The organism is Allokutzneria oryzae, from assembly GCF_042429765.1.
GTDB classification, from domain to species: Bacteria; Actinomycetota; Actinomycetes; order Mycobacteriales; family Pseudonocardiaceae; genus Allokutzneria; species Allokutzneria oryzae.
In genome coordinates this window covers 210,190-226,377 of the sequence record NZ_JBHLZU010000026.1, presented here as the reverse complement: position 1 = coordinate 226,377, position 16,188 = coordinate 210,190, and the positions used below count along the sequence as shown (strand labels likewise).

The following is a 16,188-nucleotide window of genomic DNA, read 5'->3' as shown; positions in this document are numbered from 1 at the left end:
GAGAACTGCCTCAGGAAGAGAACACGACCGCGCACGGATTCGAAATCACCGCGACGCCACGCCACGCGGCACGTGGAGCAACTGGAGTGTCATCCTCCACCCCACCGTGACGAACCTGCTGAGACAACAGTGTCGCAATCCCGCCCGAATGGCCGCTCGGTACTGGGATTTTTCCGGCGTACTGTTGATCAATAGTCGGTGCTGCCTGCTCGCCCAGGAGGTCGCCGTGGTCAGTCCATTGCCGCACAGCGCTCATGATCCGGTCAGCGGAACGCCGTCCTGGGTGGACGTCTCGACGCGTGATCTGGATGCCAGCAAGGAGTTCTACGCCGAATTGTTCGGATGGGAGTTCGAGACCGAACACCACCCCGCCATCGGCCAATACACCTTCGCGCTGCTCGACGGACAGCCGGTCGCGGGATTGCACGCTCTCCCCAACCGGCTCAGCGACTATCCAACGTGGAGCCTCTATTTGCGAATACGGCGGATCGAGGCGGCCAGCGCGCGGGTGCGCCGTCTCGGGGGCCGGGTGCACTACGGACCGCTGGACATCCAGGATCACGGTTCGCTGCTGATGCTCGACGACCCGAGCGGCGCGCGGGTGGGCTTCTGGCAACCGACGCGGCCGTGGCGGTTCGTCACGCGCAGGCCGGGAACGTTCGGCTGGGCCGACCTCAACACCCACCTCGCGCACCGGGCGGACTCGTTCTTCGCGACGCTGTTCGCGTTCACGCCCCGCCAGGTCGGTGACGGCAAGCGGTTCGACTACACGACGTGGTGGCTGCGCGGAAAACCGTACCTCGGCAGGCTCGCGATGGGACGTGACTACCCGCCGGAGGTCCCACCACATTGGATGATCTACTTCAACGTCAGCCCGCGGGTCGGCACGGACGTGACCGCCGACCGCGCGCTGATGCTGGACGGCGCCATCGAGGTGGACCCGTTCGACTCGCCCTACGGCAGGACCGCGGTGCTCCGCGATCCCGGCGGCGCCACGTTCTCGGTGATCGACCCGTCGCGGCGGGCGATCGTCCGGTACTACGACGAACGCTTCGACGACGACTGAGCCCCTGCTAAGGGATCGGCAGGAACAGGCTCAGCAGCAGCCAGGAGACCACGGCGGACGGCAGGAGCGAGTCCATCCGGTCCATCAGTCCGCCGTGCCCGGGCAGCAGCGTGCCCATGTCCTTGATGCCGAGGTCCCGCTTGATCAACGACTCCGCGAGGTCGCCCGCGGTCGCCGTGACGACCAGCGCGATGCCGAAGAGCACGCCCTGCCACCACTGACCGTCGAGCAGGAGGGTGAGGGTCAGCACGCCCGCGACCATGCCGGCGAGCAGCGACCCGCAGAAGCCCTCCCAGGACTTCTTCGGGCTGATCCTCGGCGCCATCGGGTGCTTGCCGAAGAACACCCCTGCCGCGTAACCACCGGTGTCCGAGGCGACGACGCCGACGATGAACGCGATCACCCTGCCGACGCCGTCCTCCGGGAGCACGAGCATCGACGCGAAAGCGGCGAACAGCGGCACGTAGGCGGCGGTGAACACCGAGGCGGTGACGTCGCGGACATAGCCATCGATGCCGCCGCGGAAGCGCCAGACCAGACAGGCCAGGATCGTCACCACGAACGAGGCGAGCACGCCGTCCCTGCCGAAGGGCCAGGACAGCCACACCATCGCCTGGCCGCCGACGAGCACGGGCAGCAGCGCGACGGTGATGCCGCTGCCGCTGCGCCGCAGTGCGCCCGCGAGCTCCCAGGTGGAGACCGCGACGGCGGCGGCGATCACCGCGATGAAGGAGTGCCGGAAGGTCAGCAGGGTCAGCAGGATGACGGCGCCGAGGCCGACCCCGACCCCGATCGCGGCACTCAGGTTGCGGCCCGCTCGCGACGCGGGCTTGGCGGAGCTGCCGTCCGGCACGTCATCCGACGCGCCGGACGTGCTCTCACGATCGCCGGCCAACACGGTGGGAGGGAGAGTTGGTCATACCTCGAGCAGCTCGGCTTCCTTGTGCTTGACGAGCACCTCGACCTGGCTGACGTACTTGTCGGTGAGGTCCTGGAGCTCCTTCTCCGCGCGGGAGCCCTCGTCCTCGCCCGCCTCACCGTCCTTGACGATGCGGTCGAGCTCCTCCTTGGCCTTGCGGCGGATGTTGCGGATGGAGACCTTGGCGTCCTCGCCCTTGCCCTTGGCGACCTTCACCATCTCCTTGCGGCGCTCCTCCGACAGCTGGGGGATGACCACCCGGATCACGGTGCCGTCGTTGCTCGGGTTCACGCCGAGGTCGGAGTCCCGGATCGCCTTCTCGATGGCGCTGAGCTGGCTGGCGTCGTAGGGCTTGATGACCGCCATCCTGGCCTCGGGGACGTTGACGCTGGCCATCTGGTTCAGCGGCGTCGGCGCCCCGTAGTACTCGATGTTGATCCGCGAGAACATGGCGGGCGTTGCCCGGCCGGTGCGCACCGACTGGAGCTGCTCCTTGGCGACGGACACCGCCTTGTCCATCTTCTCCTCGGCGTCGAAGAGAGTCTCGTCGATCACGGCTTCTCCTTAGTGTGCGTGCCGATGGAGCGAGGCTGGCGTGGTTCCCGGCACGGTTACGCGCGAACCGGCTCTGCGGGGGTGCTCACCAGCGTGCCGATCTTCTCACCACGCACCGCGCGCGCGATGTTGCCCTCCACCAAGAGGTTGAAGACGAGGATCGGCATGGCGTTGTCCTTGCAGAGGCTGAACGCCGTGGCGTCGGCGACCTCCAGGCCTCTGACCAGGACCTCCTGGTGGGAGATCTGGTCGAAGCGCCGCGCGTCCGCGTCCTTCTTGGGGTCGGCGGTGTAGACGCCGTCGACGCCCTTGGCCATCAGCACGACCTCGCAGCCGATCTCCAGCGCGCGCTGGGCGGCGGCGGTGTCGGTGGAGAAGTACGGCATGCCCACCCCGGCGCCGAAGATCACCACGCGGCCCTTCTCCAGGTGCCGCTCGGCCTTGCGCGGGATGTAGGGCTCGGCGACCTGGCCCATCGTGATGGCGGTCTGCACGCGGGTGTCGATGCCGAGCTTCTCCAGGAAGTCCTGCAGCGCCAGGCAGTTCATCACCGTGCCGAGCATGGCCATGTAGTCGGCCCGGTCACGCTCCATGCCGCGCTGCTGGAGCTCCGCGCCGCGGAAGAAGTTGCCGCCGCCGATCACGACGGCCACCTGCACGCCGGTGCGGACCACGTCGGCGATCTGCGTGGCGACGGTTTCCACGACGTCGGGGTCGACACCGACGGAGCCACCGCCGAACATCTCGCCGCCGAGCTTGAGCAGCACCCTCTTGTAGGGCGGGTGCAGCATCACGTCGTCGGAGCTCACGTCAATCCTCCTCGGGGCCCGCGGCAAGGGCGGGATGCTGGTTTTCGGTGGCGCGTCGCGCACGTGCCAAGGGCGGGGCCGCCGCGGCGTGACGCGCGCAGCAACCCCGCCCCTGCTGACTCAGTTCTGGCCGACCTCGAAGCGCGCGAACCGGGTGACGGTCACGCCCGCGTCGGACAGCAGCGCCTTCACGGTCTTCTTGGAGTCCTGCACGGAGGCCTGCTCCAGCAGCACGACGTCCTTGAAGAAACCGTTGAGGCGACCCTCGACGATCTTGGGAAGGGCCTGCTCCGGCTTGCCCTCCTCGCGAGCGGTCTTCTCCGCGATCTCGCGCTCGTGGGCGACGAGGTCGGCGGGCACCTCCTCGCGGGTGACGTAGCGCGGCTTCATCGCGGCGATCTGCAGCGCGGCGTTGCGCGCGACCTCGTCGCCCTCGCCGGTGAACTCGACCAGCACGCCAACGGCGGGCGGCAGGTCGGAGGAGCGGCGGTGCAGGTAGGTGCTGACGGCGCCCTCGAAGACGACGACCCGGTGCAGCTCCAGCTTCTCGCCGATCTTGGCGGAGAGCTCCTGGACGGCGGCGTCGACCGTCTTGCCGTCGAGGTCGAGGACCTTCAGCGCCTCGACGTCGGCGGGCTTGTTGGCCTTGGCGACGGCGACGATCTTGTTCGCCAGCTCCTGGAAGGAGTCGTTCTTGGCGACGAAGTCGGTCTCGCAGCGCAGCTCGACCATGACCCCGCCGTCAGCGGCGACCAGACCGTTGGCGGTGGCGCGCTCGGCGCGCTTGCCCACGTCCTTGGCGCCCTTGATGCGCAGCAGCTCTACGGCCTTGTCGAAGTCGCCGGCCGACTCCTCAAGCGCCTTCTTGCAGTCCATCATTCCGGACCCGGTCAGCTCGCGGAGCCGCTTGACGTCGGCCGCGGTGTAGTTCCCCATGGTGCTGTGTTCCGTCCTTGATCAGTACGAGGAGGGGCGTGCTCTGGTGCTCGGAGAGGTCCGACCGCGCGCCCCGCCCGCCGGGGTGCGGCGGGCGGGGCGGCGCGAGGTCAGGACTGGGCGGACTCGGCGCCGGCCGAGGCGCCCGCGTCGGCGGTGGCCGGGGTGAGCAGCTCCTGCTCCCACTCGGCGAGCGGCTCCTCGCTGGCGACACCGGCCTCGGGCTTGTCAGCGCCCTCGGCGGCGTTGGTGTTGCGGCCGGAGCGGGACATCAGGCCCTCGGCGACACCGTCGGCGACCACGCGGGTCAGCAGCGCGGCGGAGCGGATCGCGTCGTCGTTGCCCGGGATCGGGAAGTCGACCTCGTCCGGGTCGCAGTTGGTGTCGAGGATCGCCACGACCGGGATGTTCAGCTTGCGCGCCTCGCCGACGGCGATGTGCTCCTTCTTGGTGTCCACGATCCAGACGGCGCTGGGCACCTTCTGCATGTCGCGGATACCGCCGAGGGTCTTCTCCAGCTTGTCCTTCTCACGCGTGAGCATGAGGATTTCCTTCTTGGTGCGACCCTGGAAGCCACCGGTCTGCTCCATGGACTCCAGCTCCTTGAGGCGCTGGAGGCGCTTGTGCACGGTGGTGAAGTTGGTGAGCATGCCGCCCAGCCAGCGCTGGTTGACGAACGGCATACCGACGCGCAGCGCCTGCTCGGAGATAGCCTCCTGAGCCTGCTTCTTGGTGCCGACGAACAGGATGGTGCCGCCGTGCGCGACCGTCTCCTTGATGAACTCGAAGGCGCGGTCGATGTAGGTCAGCGTCTGCTGCAGGTCGATGATGTAGATGCCGTTGCGCTCGGTGAGGATGTAGCGCTTCATCTTCGGGTTCCAGCGACGGGTCTGGTGTCCGAAGTGCACGCCGCTGTCGAGCAGCTGCTTCATGGTGACGACGGCCATGGCCGGTTCACACCTCATGTGATCAGCGCGTCGGGCCTTGCCCCACGCGCGGGTGGGTTGTCGCGGGGACCGGGCTGGTCACCGCCCTGGTGCACTGCCGTCACCCGGACCGAGTGGCCGGAGAACCGACCTCCTCAGACCCCCGGGCGCCGCGCCCCGGTGAATCGGGACCCGCAGTAGCACGCGAAGTCGATCTGCGCAGTACAGACCGCGATCCGAGTGTACTCGCCACCCACCGGGGAGCTACAACTCGGTCCCACCGGACGGCCCAGTTGTCCACAACCGTCGCTTCTGTCCACAGCCGGATCCATTGCGCACGCACAACCCAAGTCCCCGAGCGACAGTGGAGCCATGCCCGCGCTCCTCCTGCCGCTGCTGCTGGCGGCACTCCTGCTCCTGCCGGGGAGCACGAGTGCCGACCCGGCCGCGCCGGCGCACCGCTTCGGCTGGCCGCTGGCGGGAACGCCGCTGGTGGTCCGCCCTTTCGAACGCCCGGCGCACCGCTACGCGCCTGGACATCGCGGCGTGGACCTGGCAGGCGCACCCGACCAGCCGGTGCTCGCCGCCGGTGACGGGACGGTCGCCTTCGCCGGGCAGGTGGCCGGGCACGGGGTGGTCTCCGTGGACCATCCCAACGGGCTGCGCACGACCTATGAACCACTGACGCCGACGGTCACAGCGGACGCACCCGTCCGGCGCGGAGCGGTGATCGGCACCCTTCTGCCAGGTCATGCCAGCTGCCAGGGTCCGGCGGCGTGCCTGCATTGGGGAGTGCGACGCGGCGAGGAGTACCTGGACCCGCTACGGCTGCTGCGCCGACCGGTGATCCGCTTGCTGCCGTGGGACGGCAGTCGCGCCACCGGCGGCGTCAGACGTCGGACTGCTCGGAGAGCTTGGTGCGCAGGCGCAGGACGGCACGGGTGTGCAGCTGGCAGACCCGGGACTCGGTCACGCCCAGCACCTTGCCGATCTCCGCCAGCGTCAGGTTCTCGAAGTAGTACAGCGTGACGACGACGCGGTCGCGTTCGGAGAGCTGTGCGATGGCGTCGGCGAGCTGGCGCTTGCCGTCCTGATCGACCAGCGAGGCGACCGGGTCCTCGGCGCGGTCGTCGGGCAGCGTCTCGGCGAGCGAGGCACTGCCGCGGCCGGCCGCGATCAGCTCGTCCAGCGCGACGACGGAGGTGAGCTGGAGCTGCGCGTAGAGGTCGCGCAGGTCGCTGACGGTGATGCCGAGCTCGTCGGAGAGCTCGGCATCGGTCGCGGTGCGCTGGAGCCTGGCCTCAAGGCGTTCGATGGCGCGCTCGACGTCCCTGGCCCGGCTGCGCACCGACCTCGGCACCCAGTCTTGGGCGCGCAGGTCGTCCAGGATCGCGCCACGGATGCGCTGCATCGCGTAGGTCTCGAACTTGAGACCGCGCTCGGGCTCGAACTTCTCGATCGCGTCGACGAGGCCGAAAATGCCGGACTGCACCAGGTCCGCCACGTCGACGTAGGACGGCAGACCGGTGCCGACGCGACCGGCGACGTACTTGACCAGCGGCGCGTAGTGCAGCACGAGGCGATCACGCAGCGGCTGCGCGCGGCTTCCGCCGTACGCGCGCCAGAGCGCCACGATGCCCGCCTCGACCTCGTCCGCGCTCCGCAGCTCAGCGGGGGCCGGAGTCCTGGCGACGCCCGCTGGGACCTGCTCGACCTGTCCGGCCGGCTCGGCGCTCGCCTGGGGCTCGGGCTGCGCGGGCACACCGGAAGCCGTTACCACCGAAGGGGTCCGGCCGGCTTCGCCGTCCCTGTCGGGGCCGTGGTGATAGGTCCGCGCAGAGCGCCGCTGGCCCTGCTGCGACGTGGACGTCGTGGGCACAGTCGCCGTGCGGGACCCTCCCCCGGCAGCGTTAGGAACGGGGGTGGGTTCGGTCATGGATCGCCTTCAGCCGTTCGACGGTAACGTGGGTATAAAGCTGCGTTGTTGCGAGCGTAGCGTGACCGAGCAGTTCCTGGACGCTGCGGAGGTCAGCTCCGCCTTCCAGCAAATGCGTCGCCGCGGTGTGGCGCAGGCCGTGCGGCCCCAAGTCCGCCGCACCGGGAACGGCACCGACCACGTCGTGCACAACCCGCCGCGCGGTGCGCGGGTCCAGCCGCCCTCCGCGCGCTCCGAGAAACAAAGCCGCTGGTGAGTCCCCCTTCGCCAGAAGGTGCCTTCCCTTTGTGAGCCAGGCGTTCAGCGCCTTCTCCGCGGGGATCCCGTAGGGCACGGCGCGTTCCTTGCCGCCTTTTCCGAGCACGAGAACCACCCGCCGTGAGTGATCCACGTCGCTGGTGTCCAGGCCACACAGTTCGGAAACTCGGATGCCCGTCGCGTACAGCAGCTCGACCACCGCGTGGTCACGGAGAGCCAGCGGATCGTCCTGCGCGGCCCCCGAGGCGGACGCCCGCATCATCTGCTCGGCCTGCTCCGCCCGGAGCACGGTGGGCAATGCCTTGTGCGGGCGAGGCGAGGCCAACCGCGGTCCGGGATCACTGACCATGCGCCCGGTGCGCACGGCCCACGCCGTGAAGGCCCGCGCCGAGGCCGACCGCCTGGCCAGCGTGGTCCGTCCGGCCCCGGCGGTGCGCTGGTCGGCCAGCCACGACCGCAACCTCGCCAGGTCGAGCGCGGCGAGCCCGTCTCCGCCACCGGTGAGCAGGTGGCCGAGCAGTGAGACCACGTCGCCGACGTAGGCGCGCACCGTGTTCTCCGACAGTCCGCGTTCGAGGAGCAGGTGGCGTTCGAAATCGGTGACCGCCCCGCCCAACGCGTCGGGCAGGTCGGCGCGGAGCCGGATCAGGTCGACGCGGGCGGGTCGACGGTGGGCGAGGGCGTCCATGACGTCCTACCGCCGTGTGCCGGGATCGGACGAGCGACGCACCGATCCATGTGGATCAGTGCCCTCGCGGGTCAGCACAACACCAGCCACATGGTCACCGTAGGGGGCAGGCGCGACTACGCCAACCACTTGACCGACAGGTGGACGCAGGCAACCACTCGTACGGGGGTAGCCCGGCAGAGCCCTCGTCGGCACCCACGGCGACGACCTAGACGATCATGCCGCACGTTTGCTCAGGTAATCGACGTGGTGGGTCCACCTCCTGCCCGCTTGCGCGGTGCCGAGCCACCGGAGCACCGCCGCCACCCTGTGTCACCACACCGGGCCAAACCAACCAACTCGAGCATCGGCAGTACGGCACGCACCTGTCCGAGCGGGATACCGGACTCCAGCGACACCTGCTCGGGAGTGCTACCAGCGCGCTCGCGCAGCGCCTGGTGGACGCGCAGCGACCGTGGGTCCAACGCGTCGGTCGGTCGAACCGGCACCTCCGGATCGGCGGCCAGGTCGCCACCGATCCGCCCGACCGACTCCGCGATCTCGGCGACGCTGGTCACCAACTGGGCCTCGCCGTCACGCACCAGCGCGTGGCAGCCCACCGACATCGCCGAGGTGATCGGCCCGGGCACGGCGAGCACCATCCGCCCCAGGGTGCGCGCGGTGGCCGCCGTGTTGCTCGCGCCGCTGCGGAGCCCGGCCTCGACCACGACGGTGCCCTCGGCCAGCGCGGCGATCAACCTGTTGCGCACCAGGAACCGGTGCCTGGCCACCCTGGTGCCCGGTGGGTACTCGCTGACAACCGCGCCCGCACCGGCGATCCGGTCGAGCAGGCGCGTGTGCCCAGCCGGGTAGGGCACGTCGATGCCGCAGCCCAACACCGCGACCGTGCGCCCACCGGCCGCGATCGCACCGCCATGGGCGGCACCGTCGATGCCGTACGCGGCGCCGGAGACGATCGTGAACCCGCGCCGCGCCAAGCCGTGCGCGAACTCCGCCGACGTGTGTTCGCCGTAGCCGGTGGCCGCCCGCGCGCCAACGATCGCGACCGACTGGTCGGTCAGCTCGGCCAGGTCGGGATCACCGCGAACCCACAGTGCCACCGGCTCAGCCGCGTCGGCCCGGCCACGGATCGCCGCCGCGGTGAAGGACAACAGACGCCAGGCGGGCCACCCGTCGTCCTCGGGCGTGACCAGTCGCGCGTCCACCTCCGCCGCCGCGCGGAGGTCCTCTTCCGGCCGCCAGATCCGGGCGCGGGCGCTGGTCACCTTCGCCACGTCTGCGGGCACCTTGCCGGCTCTGACCAGCGCTGCCGCCCGCTGCGGACCGTGCTGGGCGATGAACGCGACCAGCGCGGGTGCCGGTGGTTCGGCCACCCGGGACAGGTATGCCCGCGCGAGCTCGACGGAGGGCAGTTCATCGGTCATGGCCGCCCTCCTCGGCGAGAGACATCGGGCAGGCTGGTCGTATGGCAGAGGACCTCGGCCGGTGGGCGGCAGCGAGTCCAGCCGAGGTCGCCGCGAGGTTCGCCGACTTCGACGGACCGTGGTGGATCGCCGGTGGCTGGGCGATCGAGATGGCGGTCGCAACACAGTCCACTGTGGACGTAACCGGTGGTCGCCTGGGCGCGCCGGGGCCGGCTCCGTCGATCCGAGCCCACGACGACATCGACGTGCTGGTGCTGCGGGAGCACCACGTCGCCGCACACGACGTGCTCGCGGGGTGGGAGCTGTGGGCCGCCGATCCGCCCGGCACGCTGCGACCGTGGTCGGCGGGCGAGCGGCTGCCGTCCGCCGTGCACGACGTGTGGTGCCGCCCTGGCCGGGATGAGCCGTGGCGGATCCAGATCATGATCGACGAGTCGGCCGGCGACGAGTGGATCTCGCGACGGGACGACCGGGTTCGCCGCGCGGTCACCGAGATCGGGTCTCTCACGGCGGACGGGGTGCCCTTCCTGGTGCCGGAGGTACAGCTCTACTACAAGGCGCGGGACCGGCGCCCCAAGGATGACCAGGACTTCGACGCCGTGGTCAGCCACCTGACGCCGGGCCAACGGTCGTGGCTGGACGACGTGATCAAGCTCGACGCGCCGGACCATCCCTGGCGGGCGCCCTTGCGCGACTGAACCGAGACTCATGCCGACCTCCGGTCGCGGAACTCCAGGGCTGCCGCGACCTCGTCCACCCCGGGCAGGTCGAGCCCGGCGAGATCCGCCAACGTCCACGCCACCCGAAGGCACCGGTCGGCGCCTCTACCGGTGACCACGCCGAGGTCGAGGCCGTGGTCCAGCAGCTCGATCGCCTCGCGCGGCAACGGGAAGTCCCGCCGCAGCACCGGGCCGGGTACCTCCGCGTTCGAATGCAGGCCGTACCCGGCCCACCGGTCGGCCGCCCGCTGCCGGGCGTTGTGCACCCGCTCCCGCACCACGGCCGTGGACTCCGGGACGGTGCCCTCGCGAGCGGACATCGCCGTGAGCGGGCGCATCCGCACGCGAATGTCCACCCGGTCCAGCAGCGGGCCGGACAGGCGCGCCAGATAGCGGCGGCGGGTGTTGGGCGGGCAGAGGCACTCGGTGTCACGCGGCGGAGCACACGGACACGGGTTGGTCGCCAGCACGAGCTGGAACCGCGCCGGGTAGCGCACCACCCCGTCCCGCCTCGCGAGCCGGACCTCTCCCTCCTCCAACGCCGTGCGCAGCGTCTCCAGGCGGCGCGGACCGAACTCGCACGCCTCGTCCAGGAAGAGCACACCGCGGTGGGCCCTGCTGACCGCGCCCGGTTTCGCGACGCCCGTGCCGCCGCCGATCATCGCCGCGATCGACAACGAGTGGTGCGGGGCGACGAAGGGTGGCGAGTCGATCAACGGGGAGTCCGTGGACAGCGCGCCCGCCACGGAGTGGATCGCGGTGACCTCCAACGCCTCCTCGGCGGAGAGAGGGGGCAGCAGTCCGCAGAGCCGCTGGGCGAGCATGGTCTTGCCGGTGCCCGGTGGCCCGACGAAGAGCAGGTGGTGGCCGCCCGCCGCCGCGACCTCCAACGCCCACCTGGCCTCCGGCTGCCCGAGCACGTCCGCGAGGTCCACGCCGCGTCCCCCTCGTTCGCCCGACGGCCGTTCGGGCGTGGTCTCCAGCCCCTGCTCACCACGCAGACACCTGACCACCTCGTCGAGCCGGTGAGCGCCGAACACCCGCATGCCGTCCACCAGCGCCGCTTCGGCCAGGGTCTCCGCCGGGACGATCGCCTCCGTCAGTCCGGCTCGCCTGGCAGCCAGCAGGCCGGGCAGCACCCCGCGCACCGGGCGCACCCGGCCGTCCAGCGCCAGCTCACCGATCAGCGCGACGTTGTCCAGCACCCCTGGCGGGATCGCCTGGGCCGCCGCGAGGATCGCGCAGGCGATCGCCAGGTCGTAGCCGGAGCCGCCCTTCGGCAGCGCCGCCGGGGACAGGCCGAGCGTGACCCGGTGCTGTGGCCACTGCTCACCGCTGTTGCGCACCGCCGCGCGCACCCGCTCCTTCGCCTGCTGCAGCGCCGCGTCCGGCAGGCCCACCAGCCGCACGGCCGGCAGGCCCGCTCCGATGTCGGCCTCCACCTCCACCGCGATGCCGTCCACACCGAACAACGCCACTGACCACGCCCGCGCCAGCCCCACTCAGACCACCCCGCGCCGGTGGTCGATGAACGTCCTGCCGTCCGGACGGCACAGCACGGCGATCACGTCGCACCGGACCGCGCACCAGCCCACGCGGTAGGTCGCCAGCCACTGGTTGGCCAGCGCACGCATCCGGCGCAGCTTCGCCGGGGTGACCGCCTCCTCCGGGCGGCCGAAACCTGTGCCGGAGCGCGTCTTGACCTCGCCAACCACCAGCACGTGTCCGTCGGTGGCCACCACGTCGAGCTCGCCGAGGCGGCACCGCCAGTTGCGGCTGAGCACCACCAGCCCCTGCCGTTCGAGGTAGCAGACCGCCAGGTCCTCACCCCGGCGCCCCAGCTCCTGGTTCGCCCCGCCACGTCCCGTCCCCACGCTTCCTCCCTCACCGCGAGTCCCACCTCGACGGTGCGCCACCCACACCCCCGCCGGTGCGGGCCGGGCGTGATCTGTGGACAGAGAGGTCCGATGTGCACAACTCGCGATCTTCGCGAGCGGGGAGACGAAAAAAGTCAGGGGCGCGTGCTATGCGCACGCGCCCCTGACGAAGCGAGACACCGAGTGGGCTACTGGCCGAACGGCCCCGGCTCCGGAAGCCGCAGGTCCGGCTTGTCCAGCTCCTCGACGTTGACGTCCTTGAAGGTGATCACCCGGACGTTCTTGACGAAACGGGCGGGCCGGTACATGTCCCACACCCAGGCGTCGGACATCCGCACCTCGAAGTACACCTCGCCGTCGGCGTTGCGCACCTGCACGTCAACGGCGTTGGCCAGGTAGAAACGGCGCTCCGTCTCCACGACATAGGAGAACTGACTGACTATGTCGCGGTACTCCTTGTAGAGCTGCAGCTCCATCTCGGTCTCGTACTTCTCGAGATCCTCCGCGCTCATTCGGTCCGCGCCCCTCCTGCTTGCGAGCCTGCCACCCCGGACCCGGGGGGCCTCCCATTCTGAACCACTCCGGCTCGATCGAGGTGAAGCAGGCCTGATCTCACACGGCGCGGCGGGCGCATGCCATGCTCGGCAGCGGCCGCCACCACGTTGGCATAGGACCAACGGTGCTGGTCACTCGGGCCGTGCCTGAGCAGCGCGGCCGTGTGATCGGCGGTGCAGTAACCCTTGTGCACGTCGAACCCGAACATCGGCAGGTCCTCGTGCATTCCGGCCATCACCCGGTCTCTGGTGACCTTCGCCAGCACCGAGGCGGCCGCGACACAGGCAACCGCCTGATCCCCCTTGAGCACCGACATGCTCGGCGCGGTCAGCCCCGGCACCCGGAACCCGTCGGTCAGCACATAACCCGGGTGGTCGGTGAGCCTGGCGACCGCGCGTCGCATGCCCTCGATGTTGGCCACGTGCACACCGATCACATCGACCTCCGCGGCATCGACGACCACGACCGCGTAGTCCAGCGCCCGCTCCAGGACCAGGTCGTACATCCGGTCCCGCGCCGCCGAGGTCATCAGCTTGGAGTCGTTGAGCCCTTCAAGGCGACGGACGTCACCGGGCCGCAGCACGCAGGATGCGACGACGAGCGGACCCGCGCACGCGCCCCGGCCGGCCTCGTCGACACCGGCCACCGGGCCGAGTCCCTTGCGGTCCAGGGCCGACTGCAACGCCCAGGTGCCGGAACTGGACCGCACGACCGCCCTTGGCGGGCGCGGTGAGGAGATCCGGCTACCGGGAGCAGTGCGAACCGTGGCCGTCATCAGCGCGGGTTCAGTCCTGGCGGGTCATCCGGGAGCGGATGCCACGACTGGTGCGGCGGAGCAGCCACAGCACCGGCCACGCGGCGGCGAGCCCGATCCCGGCCGGGATACCGGCCTGCCAAGCGGGCGCGGAAATCGCCACGGCCTGCGGGTTCGGGTTGTCGATGCCCTGCCAGCGGCTCGGCGGCAGCACGATGAACTGCGCCTTGCCGATCACGTTGGCCACCGGCACCGGACCGTGGTTGCCCGCCCGCGAGTCGGAAGAGTTGTTCCGGTTGTCACCCATCATCCAGAGCTGGCCCTCGGGCACCTTGACCGGAGAGAACTCGTCCTGGGTGGTGCCACGGCCCTCTTCGTAGTGGATGTAGGGCTCGTTGAGCGGCTTGCCGTCGACCTTGACCTTGTTGTCCGGGGTGCAGCACTCCACGGTCTGCCCGCCGACGGCGATCACGCGCTTGACGAAGTCGCGCTCGTCCGGGGGTGCGAGGCCGATCAGCGATCCGAGCTCCTGGAACCACCGGACCACGACGTTCTCGGAGCGGTTGTCCTCGAACTCGGTCTGGCTCCACGAGTCGGGCCCGCGGAAGACCACCACGTCACCGGGCTTGGGATCGGTGAAGTTGTAGGTGATCTTGTCGACGAGCACCCGGTCGTTCGTGCACCCGGTGCAGCCGTGGAGAGTCGTCTCCATCGACTGCGAGGGGATGACGTACACCCGGGCCAGGAACGTCTGGATCAAGAAGGTGAGCACCAGGGCGGTGAGGATCAGGATCGGAAGCTCACGCCAGAAGGAACTCTTCTTCTTCTTTTTCGTCGGCTTCTCGCCCACAGGGTGTTCGCCGTCCGAGGAACCGGAGTCGGGATCACCCTGTGGGGCGGCAGAAGGCTCTAGGTCGGCCACGACGCCAGGCTACGCAGTTCTCGACGGGGTGCGTCAGGAGCTGCGGACCGTGTCGCGCTTCTCCTTGATCTTGGCGGCCTTGCCGCGCAGCTCGCGGAGGTAGTAGAGCTTGGCGCGACGGACGTCACCGCGGGTCGCGACCTCGATCTGCGCGATGTTCGGGGAGTGCACCGGGAAGGTGCGCTCGACGCCGACACCGAAGGAGACCTTGCGCACCGTGAAGGTCTCGCGCAGGCCGCCGCCGTGCCGACGGATGACCACGCCCTGGAAGACCTGGACCCGCGAGCGCGAGCCCTCGATGACGCGGACGTGGACCTTGAGGGTGTCGCCCGGGCGGAAGTCCGGAATGTCGGAGCGCAGCGACTGGGCGTCCAAGGCGTCCAGGGTGTTCATCGGGGGTCCGTCCTCACGTGTGCTTCGTGCTCTCCGCGTCGGGTCCACTCGTCAACTGACGAGGACATTCCCAGCAGCGGGAGATGGCTTGGTTGAGCGCGCCGGGCGTCTCACCCGGCATCAGCAACCTGTCCAGTCTGCCAGACGGGTTGCCCGGTCATGAAATCGACCCGGACTGGTGCTGTTCGCGCAGCCGGTCGAGCAGTTTACGGTCGTGCTTGTCCAGCGCCGAATCCGGGAGGGCCTCCAGCAGGTCCGGCCTGCGGTGGAAGGTCCGCTCCAACGCCTGGTCGCGCCGCCAGCGGGCGATCGCGGCGTGGTTGCCGGAGCGCAGCACGTCGGGCACCGCGCGGTCCCTCCAGACGACGGGACGCGTGTAGCTGGGCCCTTCGAGCAGGCCGTCGGAGAAGGAGTCCTGCTGATGGGACGCGGGGTTGCCGAGCACCCCGGGCAGCAGCCGGACCACCGCCTCGACGATGGTGAGCACCGCCACCTCGCCGCCGACCAGCACGTAGTCACCGATGGAGACCTCGTCCACCGGCATCCTGGTCGCGGCGTCGTCGATGACGCGCTGGTCGATGCCCTCGTAGCGGCCGCAGGCGAAGACCAGCCGCCGTTCCTGGGCCAGCTCGGTGGCCATGGCCTGGGTGAACGGCCGACCGGCCGGGGTGGGCACGATCAGCCTCGGGGTGTCCCCGGCGCACACCTCGTCCAGTGCCTCGCCCCACACCTGGGGCTTCATCACCATGCCGGGACCACCGCCGAAGGGGCTGTCGTCCACGGCCTTGTGCACGTCGTAGGTCCACCGGCGCAGGTCGTGCACGCCGAGTTCGAGCAGGCCCTTGTCGATGGCCTTGCCGAGCAGCGCCTCGCGCAGCGGGGTGAGGTACTCCGGGAAGATCGTGATGACGTCGACGCGCACGGTTGGCGACCTCAGTCCATGCCGAGCAGGCCGTCCGGCGGGTCGATGACCACCCGTCCGGCTTCGAGGGCGACGGTCGGCACGATCTGTTCGACGAACGGGATCAGCACCTCCCGGCCGTCCTCGGCCTTGACAACCAGCAGCTCGCCACCGGGCCCGTGGGCGATCTCACGCACGGTGCCGACCGGGGTGCCGTCCTGGAGCACCACGGCCAGCCCTTCGAGCTGGTGGTCGTAGAACTCGTCGGGATCCTCGATCGGCGGCAGCTGGCCCACCTCGACGGTGAGCAGTCTGCCGCGCAGCTCCTCCGCCGCGTCGCGGCCCGAGACACCGTCGAAGAACACCAGCAGCCGCCCGGTATGAGGCCGGGCGGCCGCCACGGTGAGTGTCCTCGCCGAACCACGGACGCTGAGCACGACACCGGGGGTGAAGCGGTCCTCCGGCGAGTCCGTGCGGACATCGATCACGAGCTCGCCACGGATTCCGTGCGGTTTCACCACACGTCCGACTACCAGGTCCACTTCGTCCC

The 16,188-nt window shown here is 70.1% G+C and carries 18 protein-coding genes and 1 pseudogene; 3 read left to right on the top strand and 16 right to left on the bottom strand.

The window, feature by feature from the left end; translation table 11 throughout:
- Positions 1–226 precede the first annotated feature (226 nt).
- Positions 227–1,066 (top strand): VOC family protein, encoded by an 840-nt coding sequence (locus ACFFQA_RS29575; protein ID WP_377859401.1) that lies wholly within the window; start codon positions 227–229, stop codon positions 1,064–1,066.
- Between the two features lie 7 nt (positions 1,067–1,073).
- Here the strand turns inward: ACFFQA_RS29575 and ACFFQA_RS29570 are convergent, their stop codons facing one another.
- From ACFFQA_RS29570 to rpsB, 5 genes are all read right to left on the bottom strand, one after another.
- Positions 1,074–1,961: a phosphatidate cytidylyltransferase gene (locus tag ACFFQA_RS29570; protein ID WP_377859907.1), complete on the bottom strand. Its 888-nt coding sequence runs from the start codon at positions 1,959–1,961 to the stop codon at positions 1,074–1,076.
- A 21-nt stretch (positions 1,962–1,982) separates the two neighbouring features.
- Entirely contained in the window at positions 1,983–2,540 is a 558-nt protein-coding gene (gene frr, locus ACFFQA_RS29565; RefSeq protein WP_377859398.1) for a ribosome recycling factor, read from the bottom strand.
- A 56-nt stretch (positions 2,541–2,596) separates the two neighbouring features.
- Positions 2,597–3,331: a UMP kinase gene (gene pyrH / locus ACFFQA_RS29560; protein WP_377859905.1), complete on the bottom strand. Its 735-nt coding sequence runs from the start codon at positions 3,329–3,331 to the stop codon at positions 2,597–2,599.
- Between the two features lie 138 nt (positions 3,332–3,469).
- The gene (gene tsf, locus ACFFQA_RS29555; protein ID WP_377859395.1) at positions 3,470–4,285 is read right to left on the bottom strand and encodes a translation elongation factor Ts; all 816 of its coding nucleotides are present in this window, start codon (positions 4,283–4,285) and stop codon (positions 3,470–3,472) included.
- Positions 4,286–4,395: 110 nt separating this feature from the next.
- A complete protein-coding gene (rpsB, locus tag ACFFQA_RS29550; protein ID WP_377859392.1) occupies positions 4,396–5,232 on the bottom strand; it encodes a 30S ribosomal protein S2 in 837 nt (278 codons plus the stop codon).
- 351 nt (positions 5,233–5,583) lie between these two features.
- On the opposite strand from rpsB, the pseudogene ACFFQA_RS29545 reads away from it, so the two are divergent.
- Positions 5,584–5,973: pseudogene (locus tag ACFFQA_RS29545) on the top strand (murein hydrolase activator EnvC family protein); the annotation flags it as partial.
- 127 nt (positions 5,974–6,100) lie between these two features.
- Here the strand turns inward: ACFFQA_RS29545 and ACFFQA_RS29540 are convergent.
- The 3 genes from ACFFQA_RS29540 to dprA all read right to left on the bottom strand — a co-directional run bounded on the left by ACFFQA_RS29540 (position 6,101) and on the right by dprA (position 9,517).
- Positions 6,101–7,147 carry a FliA/WhiG family RNA polymerase sigma factor gene (locus tag ACFFQA_RS29540; RefSeq protein ID WP_377859389.1) on the bottom strand — a complete coding sequence of 349 codons (1,047 nt, stop codon included), beginning with the start codon at positions 7,145–7,147 and terminating at the stop codon, positions 6,101–6,103.
- Positions 7,122–8,093 (bottom strand): tyrosine recombinase XerC, encoded by a 972-nt coding sequence (locus ACFFQA_RS29535; protein ID WP_377859387.1) that lies wholly within the window; start codon positions 8,091–8,093, stop codon positions 7,122–7,124. Before ACFFQA_RS29535 ends, ACFFQA_RS29540 begins: the two co-directional genes overlap by 26 nt.
- A gap of 233 nt (positions 8,094–8,326) precedes the next feature.
- Positions 8,327–9,517, bottom strand: coding sequence for a DNA-processing protein DprA (dprA, locus tag ACFFQA_RS29530; RefSeq protein WP_377859385.1), 1,191 nt, complete (start codon positions 9,515–9,517; stop codon positions 8,327–8,329).
- Between the two features lie 41 nt (positions 9,518–9,558).
- On the opposite strand from dprA, the gene ACFFQA_RS29525 reads away from it, so the two are divergent.
- Positions 9,559–10,215 (top strand): amino acid transporter, encoded by a 657-nt coding sequence (locus tag ACFFQA_RS29525; RefSeq protein ID WP_377859383.1) that lies wholly within the window; start codon positions 9,559–9,561, stop codon positions 10,213–10,215.
- Positions 10,216–10,223: 8 nt separating this feature from the next.
- Here the strand turns inward: ACFFQA_RS29525 and ACFFQA_RS29520 are convergent, their stop codons facing one another.
- The 8 genes from ACFFQA_RS29520 to rimM form a co-directional block, all read right to left on the bottom strand.
- Positions 10,224–11,738, bottom strand: coding sequence for a YifB family Mg chelatase-like AAA ATPase (locus tag ACFFQA_RS29520; RefSeq protein WP_377859380.1), 1,515 nt, complete (start codon positions 11,736–11,738; stop codon positions 10,224–10,226).
- Positions 11,739–12,110, bottom strand: a complete 372-nt coding sequence (locus ACFFQA_RS29515; RefSeq protein WP_377859377.1) for a YraN family protein — start codon at positions 12,108–12,110, stop codon at positions 11,739–11,741.
- 191 nt (positions 12,111–12,301) lie between these two features.
- The gene (locus tag ACFFQA_RS29510) at positions 12,302–12,625 is read right to left on the bottom strand and encodes a DUF2469 domain-containing protein (protein WP_030430520.1); all 324 of its coding nucleotides are present in this window, start codon (positions 12,623–12,625) and stop codon (positions 12,302–12,304) included.
- Positions 12,622–13,443: a ribonuclease HII gene (locus ACFFQA_RS29505; protein ID WP_377859374.1), complete on the bottom strand. Its 822-nt coding sequence runs from the start codon at positions 13,441–13,443 to the stop codon at positions 12,622–12,624. Before ACFFQA_RS29505 ends, ACFFQA_RS29510 begins: the two co-directional genes overlap by 4 nt.
- A gap of 10 nt (positions 13,444–13,453) precedes the next feature.
- Positions 13,454–14,344 (bottom strand): signal peptidase I, encoded by an 891-nt coding sequence (lepB, locus tag ACFFQA_RS29500; RefSeq protein WP_377859372.1) that lies wholly within the window; start codon positions 14,342–14,344, stop codon positions 13,454–13,456.
- A gap of 33 nt (positions 14,345–14,377) precedes the next feature.
- Complete coding sequence (gene rplS, locus ACFFQA_RS29495) at positions 14,378–14,737, bottom strand: 50S ribosomal protein L19 (protein ID WP_030430523.1); 360 nt, start codon at positions 14,735–14,737, stop codon at positions 14,378–14,380.
- A 157-nt stretch (positions 14,738–14,894) separates the two neighbouring features.
- Entirely contained in the window at positions 14,895–15,659 is a 765-nt protein-coding gene (gene trmD, locus ACFFQA_RS29490; RefSeq protein WP_377859368.1) for a tRNA (guanosine(37)-N1)-methyltransferase TrmD, read from the bottom strand.
- An 11-nt stretch (positions 15,660–15,670) separates the two neighbouring features.
- On the bottom strand, positions 15,671–16,180 hold the full coding sequence (gene rimM / locus ACFFQA_RS29485; RefSeq protein WP_377859365.1) for a ribosome maturation factor RimM: 510 nt from the start codon (positions 16,178–16,180) through the stop codon (positions 15,671–15,673).
- Positions 16,181–16,188 lie beyond the last annotated feature (8 nt).

Coding starts and splice junctions, on each gene's coding strand:
- rplS (WP_030430523.1), bottom strand. CDS start 14,737: ATGAACACCCTGGACGCCTTGGACGCCCAGTCGCTGCGCTCCGACATT.
- ACFFQA_RS29505 (WP_377859374.1), bottom strand. CDS start 13,443: ATGACGGCCACGGTTCGCACTGCTCCCGGTAGCCGGATCTCCTCACCG.
- ACFFQA_RS29525 (WP_377859383.1), top strand. CDS start 9,559: ATGGCAGAGGACCTCGGCCGGTGGGCGGCAGCGAGTCCAGCCGAGGTC.
- tsf (WP_377859395.1), bottom strand. CDS start 4,285: ATGGGGAACTACACCGCGGCCGACGTCAAGCGGCTCCGCGAGCTGACC.
- ACFFQA_RS29510 (WP_030430520.1), bottom strand. CDS start 12,625: ATGAGCGCGGAGGATCTCGAGAAGTACGAGACCGAGATGGAGCTGCAG.
- ACFFQA_RS29535 (WP_377859387.1), bottom strand. CDS start 8,093: ATGGACGCCCTCGCCCACCGTCGACCCGCCCGCGTCGACCTGATCCGG.
- ACFFQA_RS29540 (WP_377859389.1), bottom strand. CDS start 7,147: ATGACCGAACCCACCCCCGTTCCTAACGCTGCCGGGGGAGGGTCCCGC.
- dprA (WP_377859385.1), bottom strand. CDS start 9,517: ATGACCGATGAACTGCCCTCCGTCGAGCTCGCGCGGGCATACCTGTCC.
- rpsB (WP_377859392.1), bottom strand. CDS start 5,232: ATGGCCGTCGTCACCATGAAGCAGCTGCTCGACAGCGGCGTGCACTTC.
- pyrH (WP_377859905.1), bottom strand. CDS start 3,331: ATGCTGCACCCGCCCTACAAGAGGGTGCTGCTCAAGCTCGGCGGCGAG.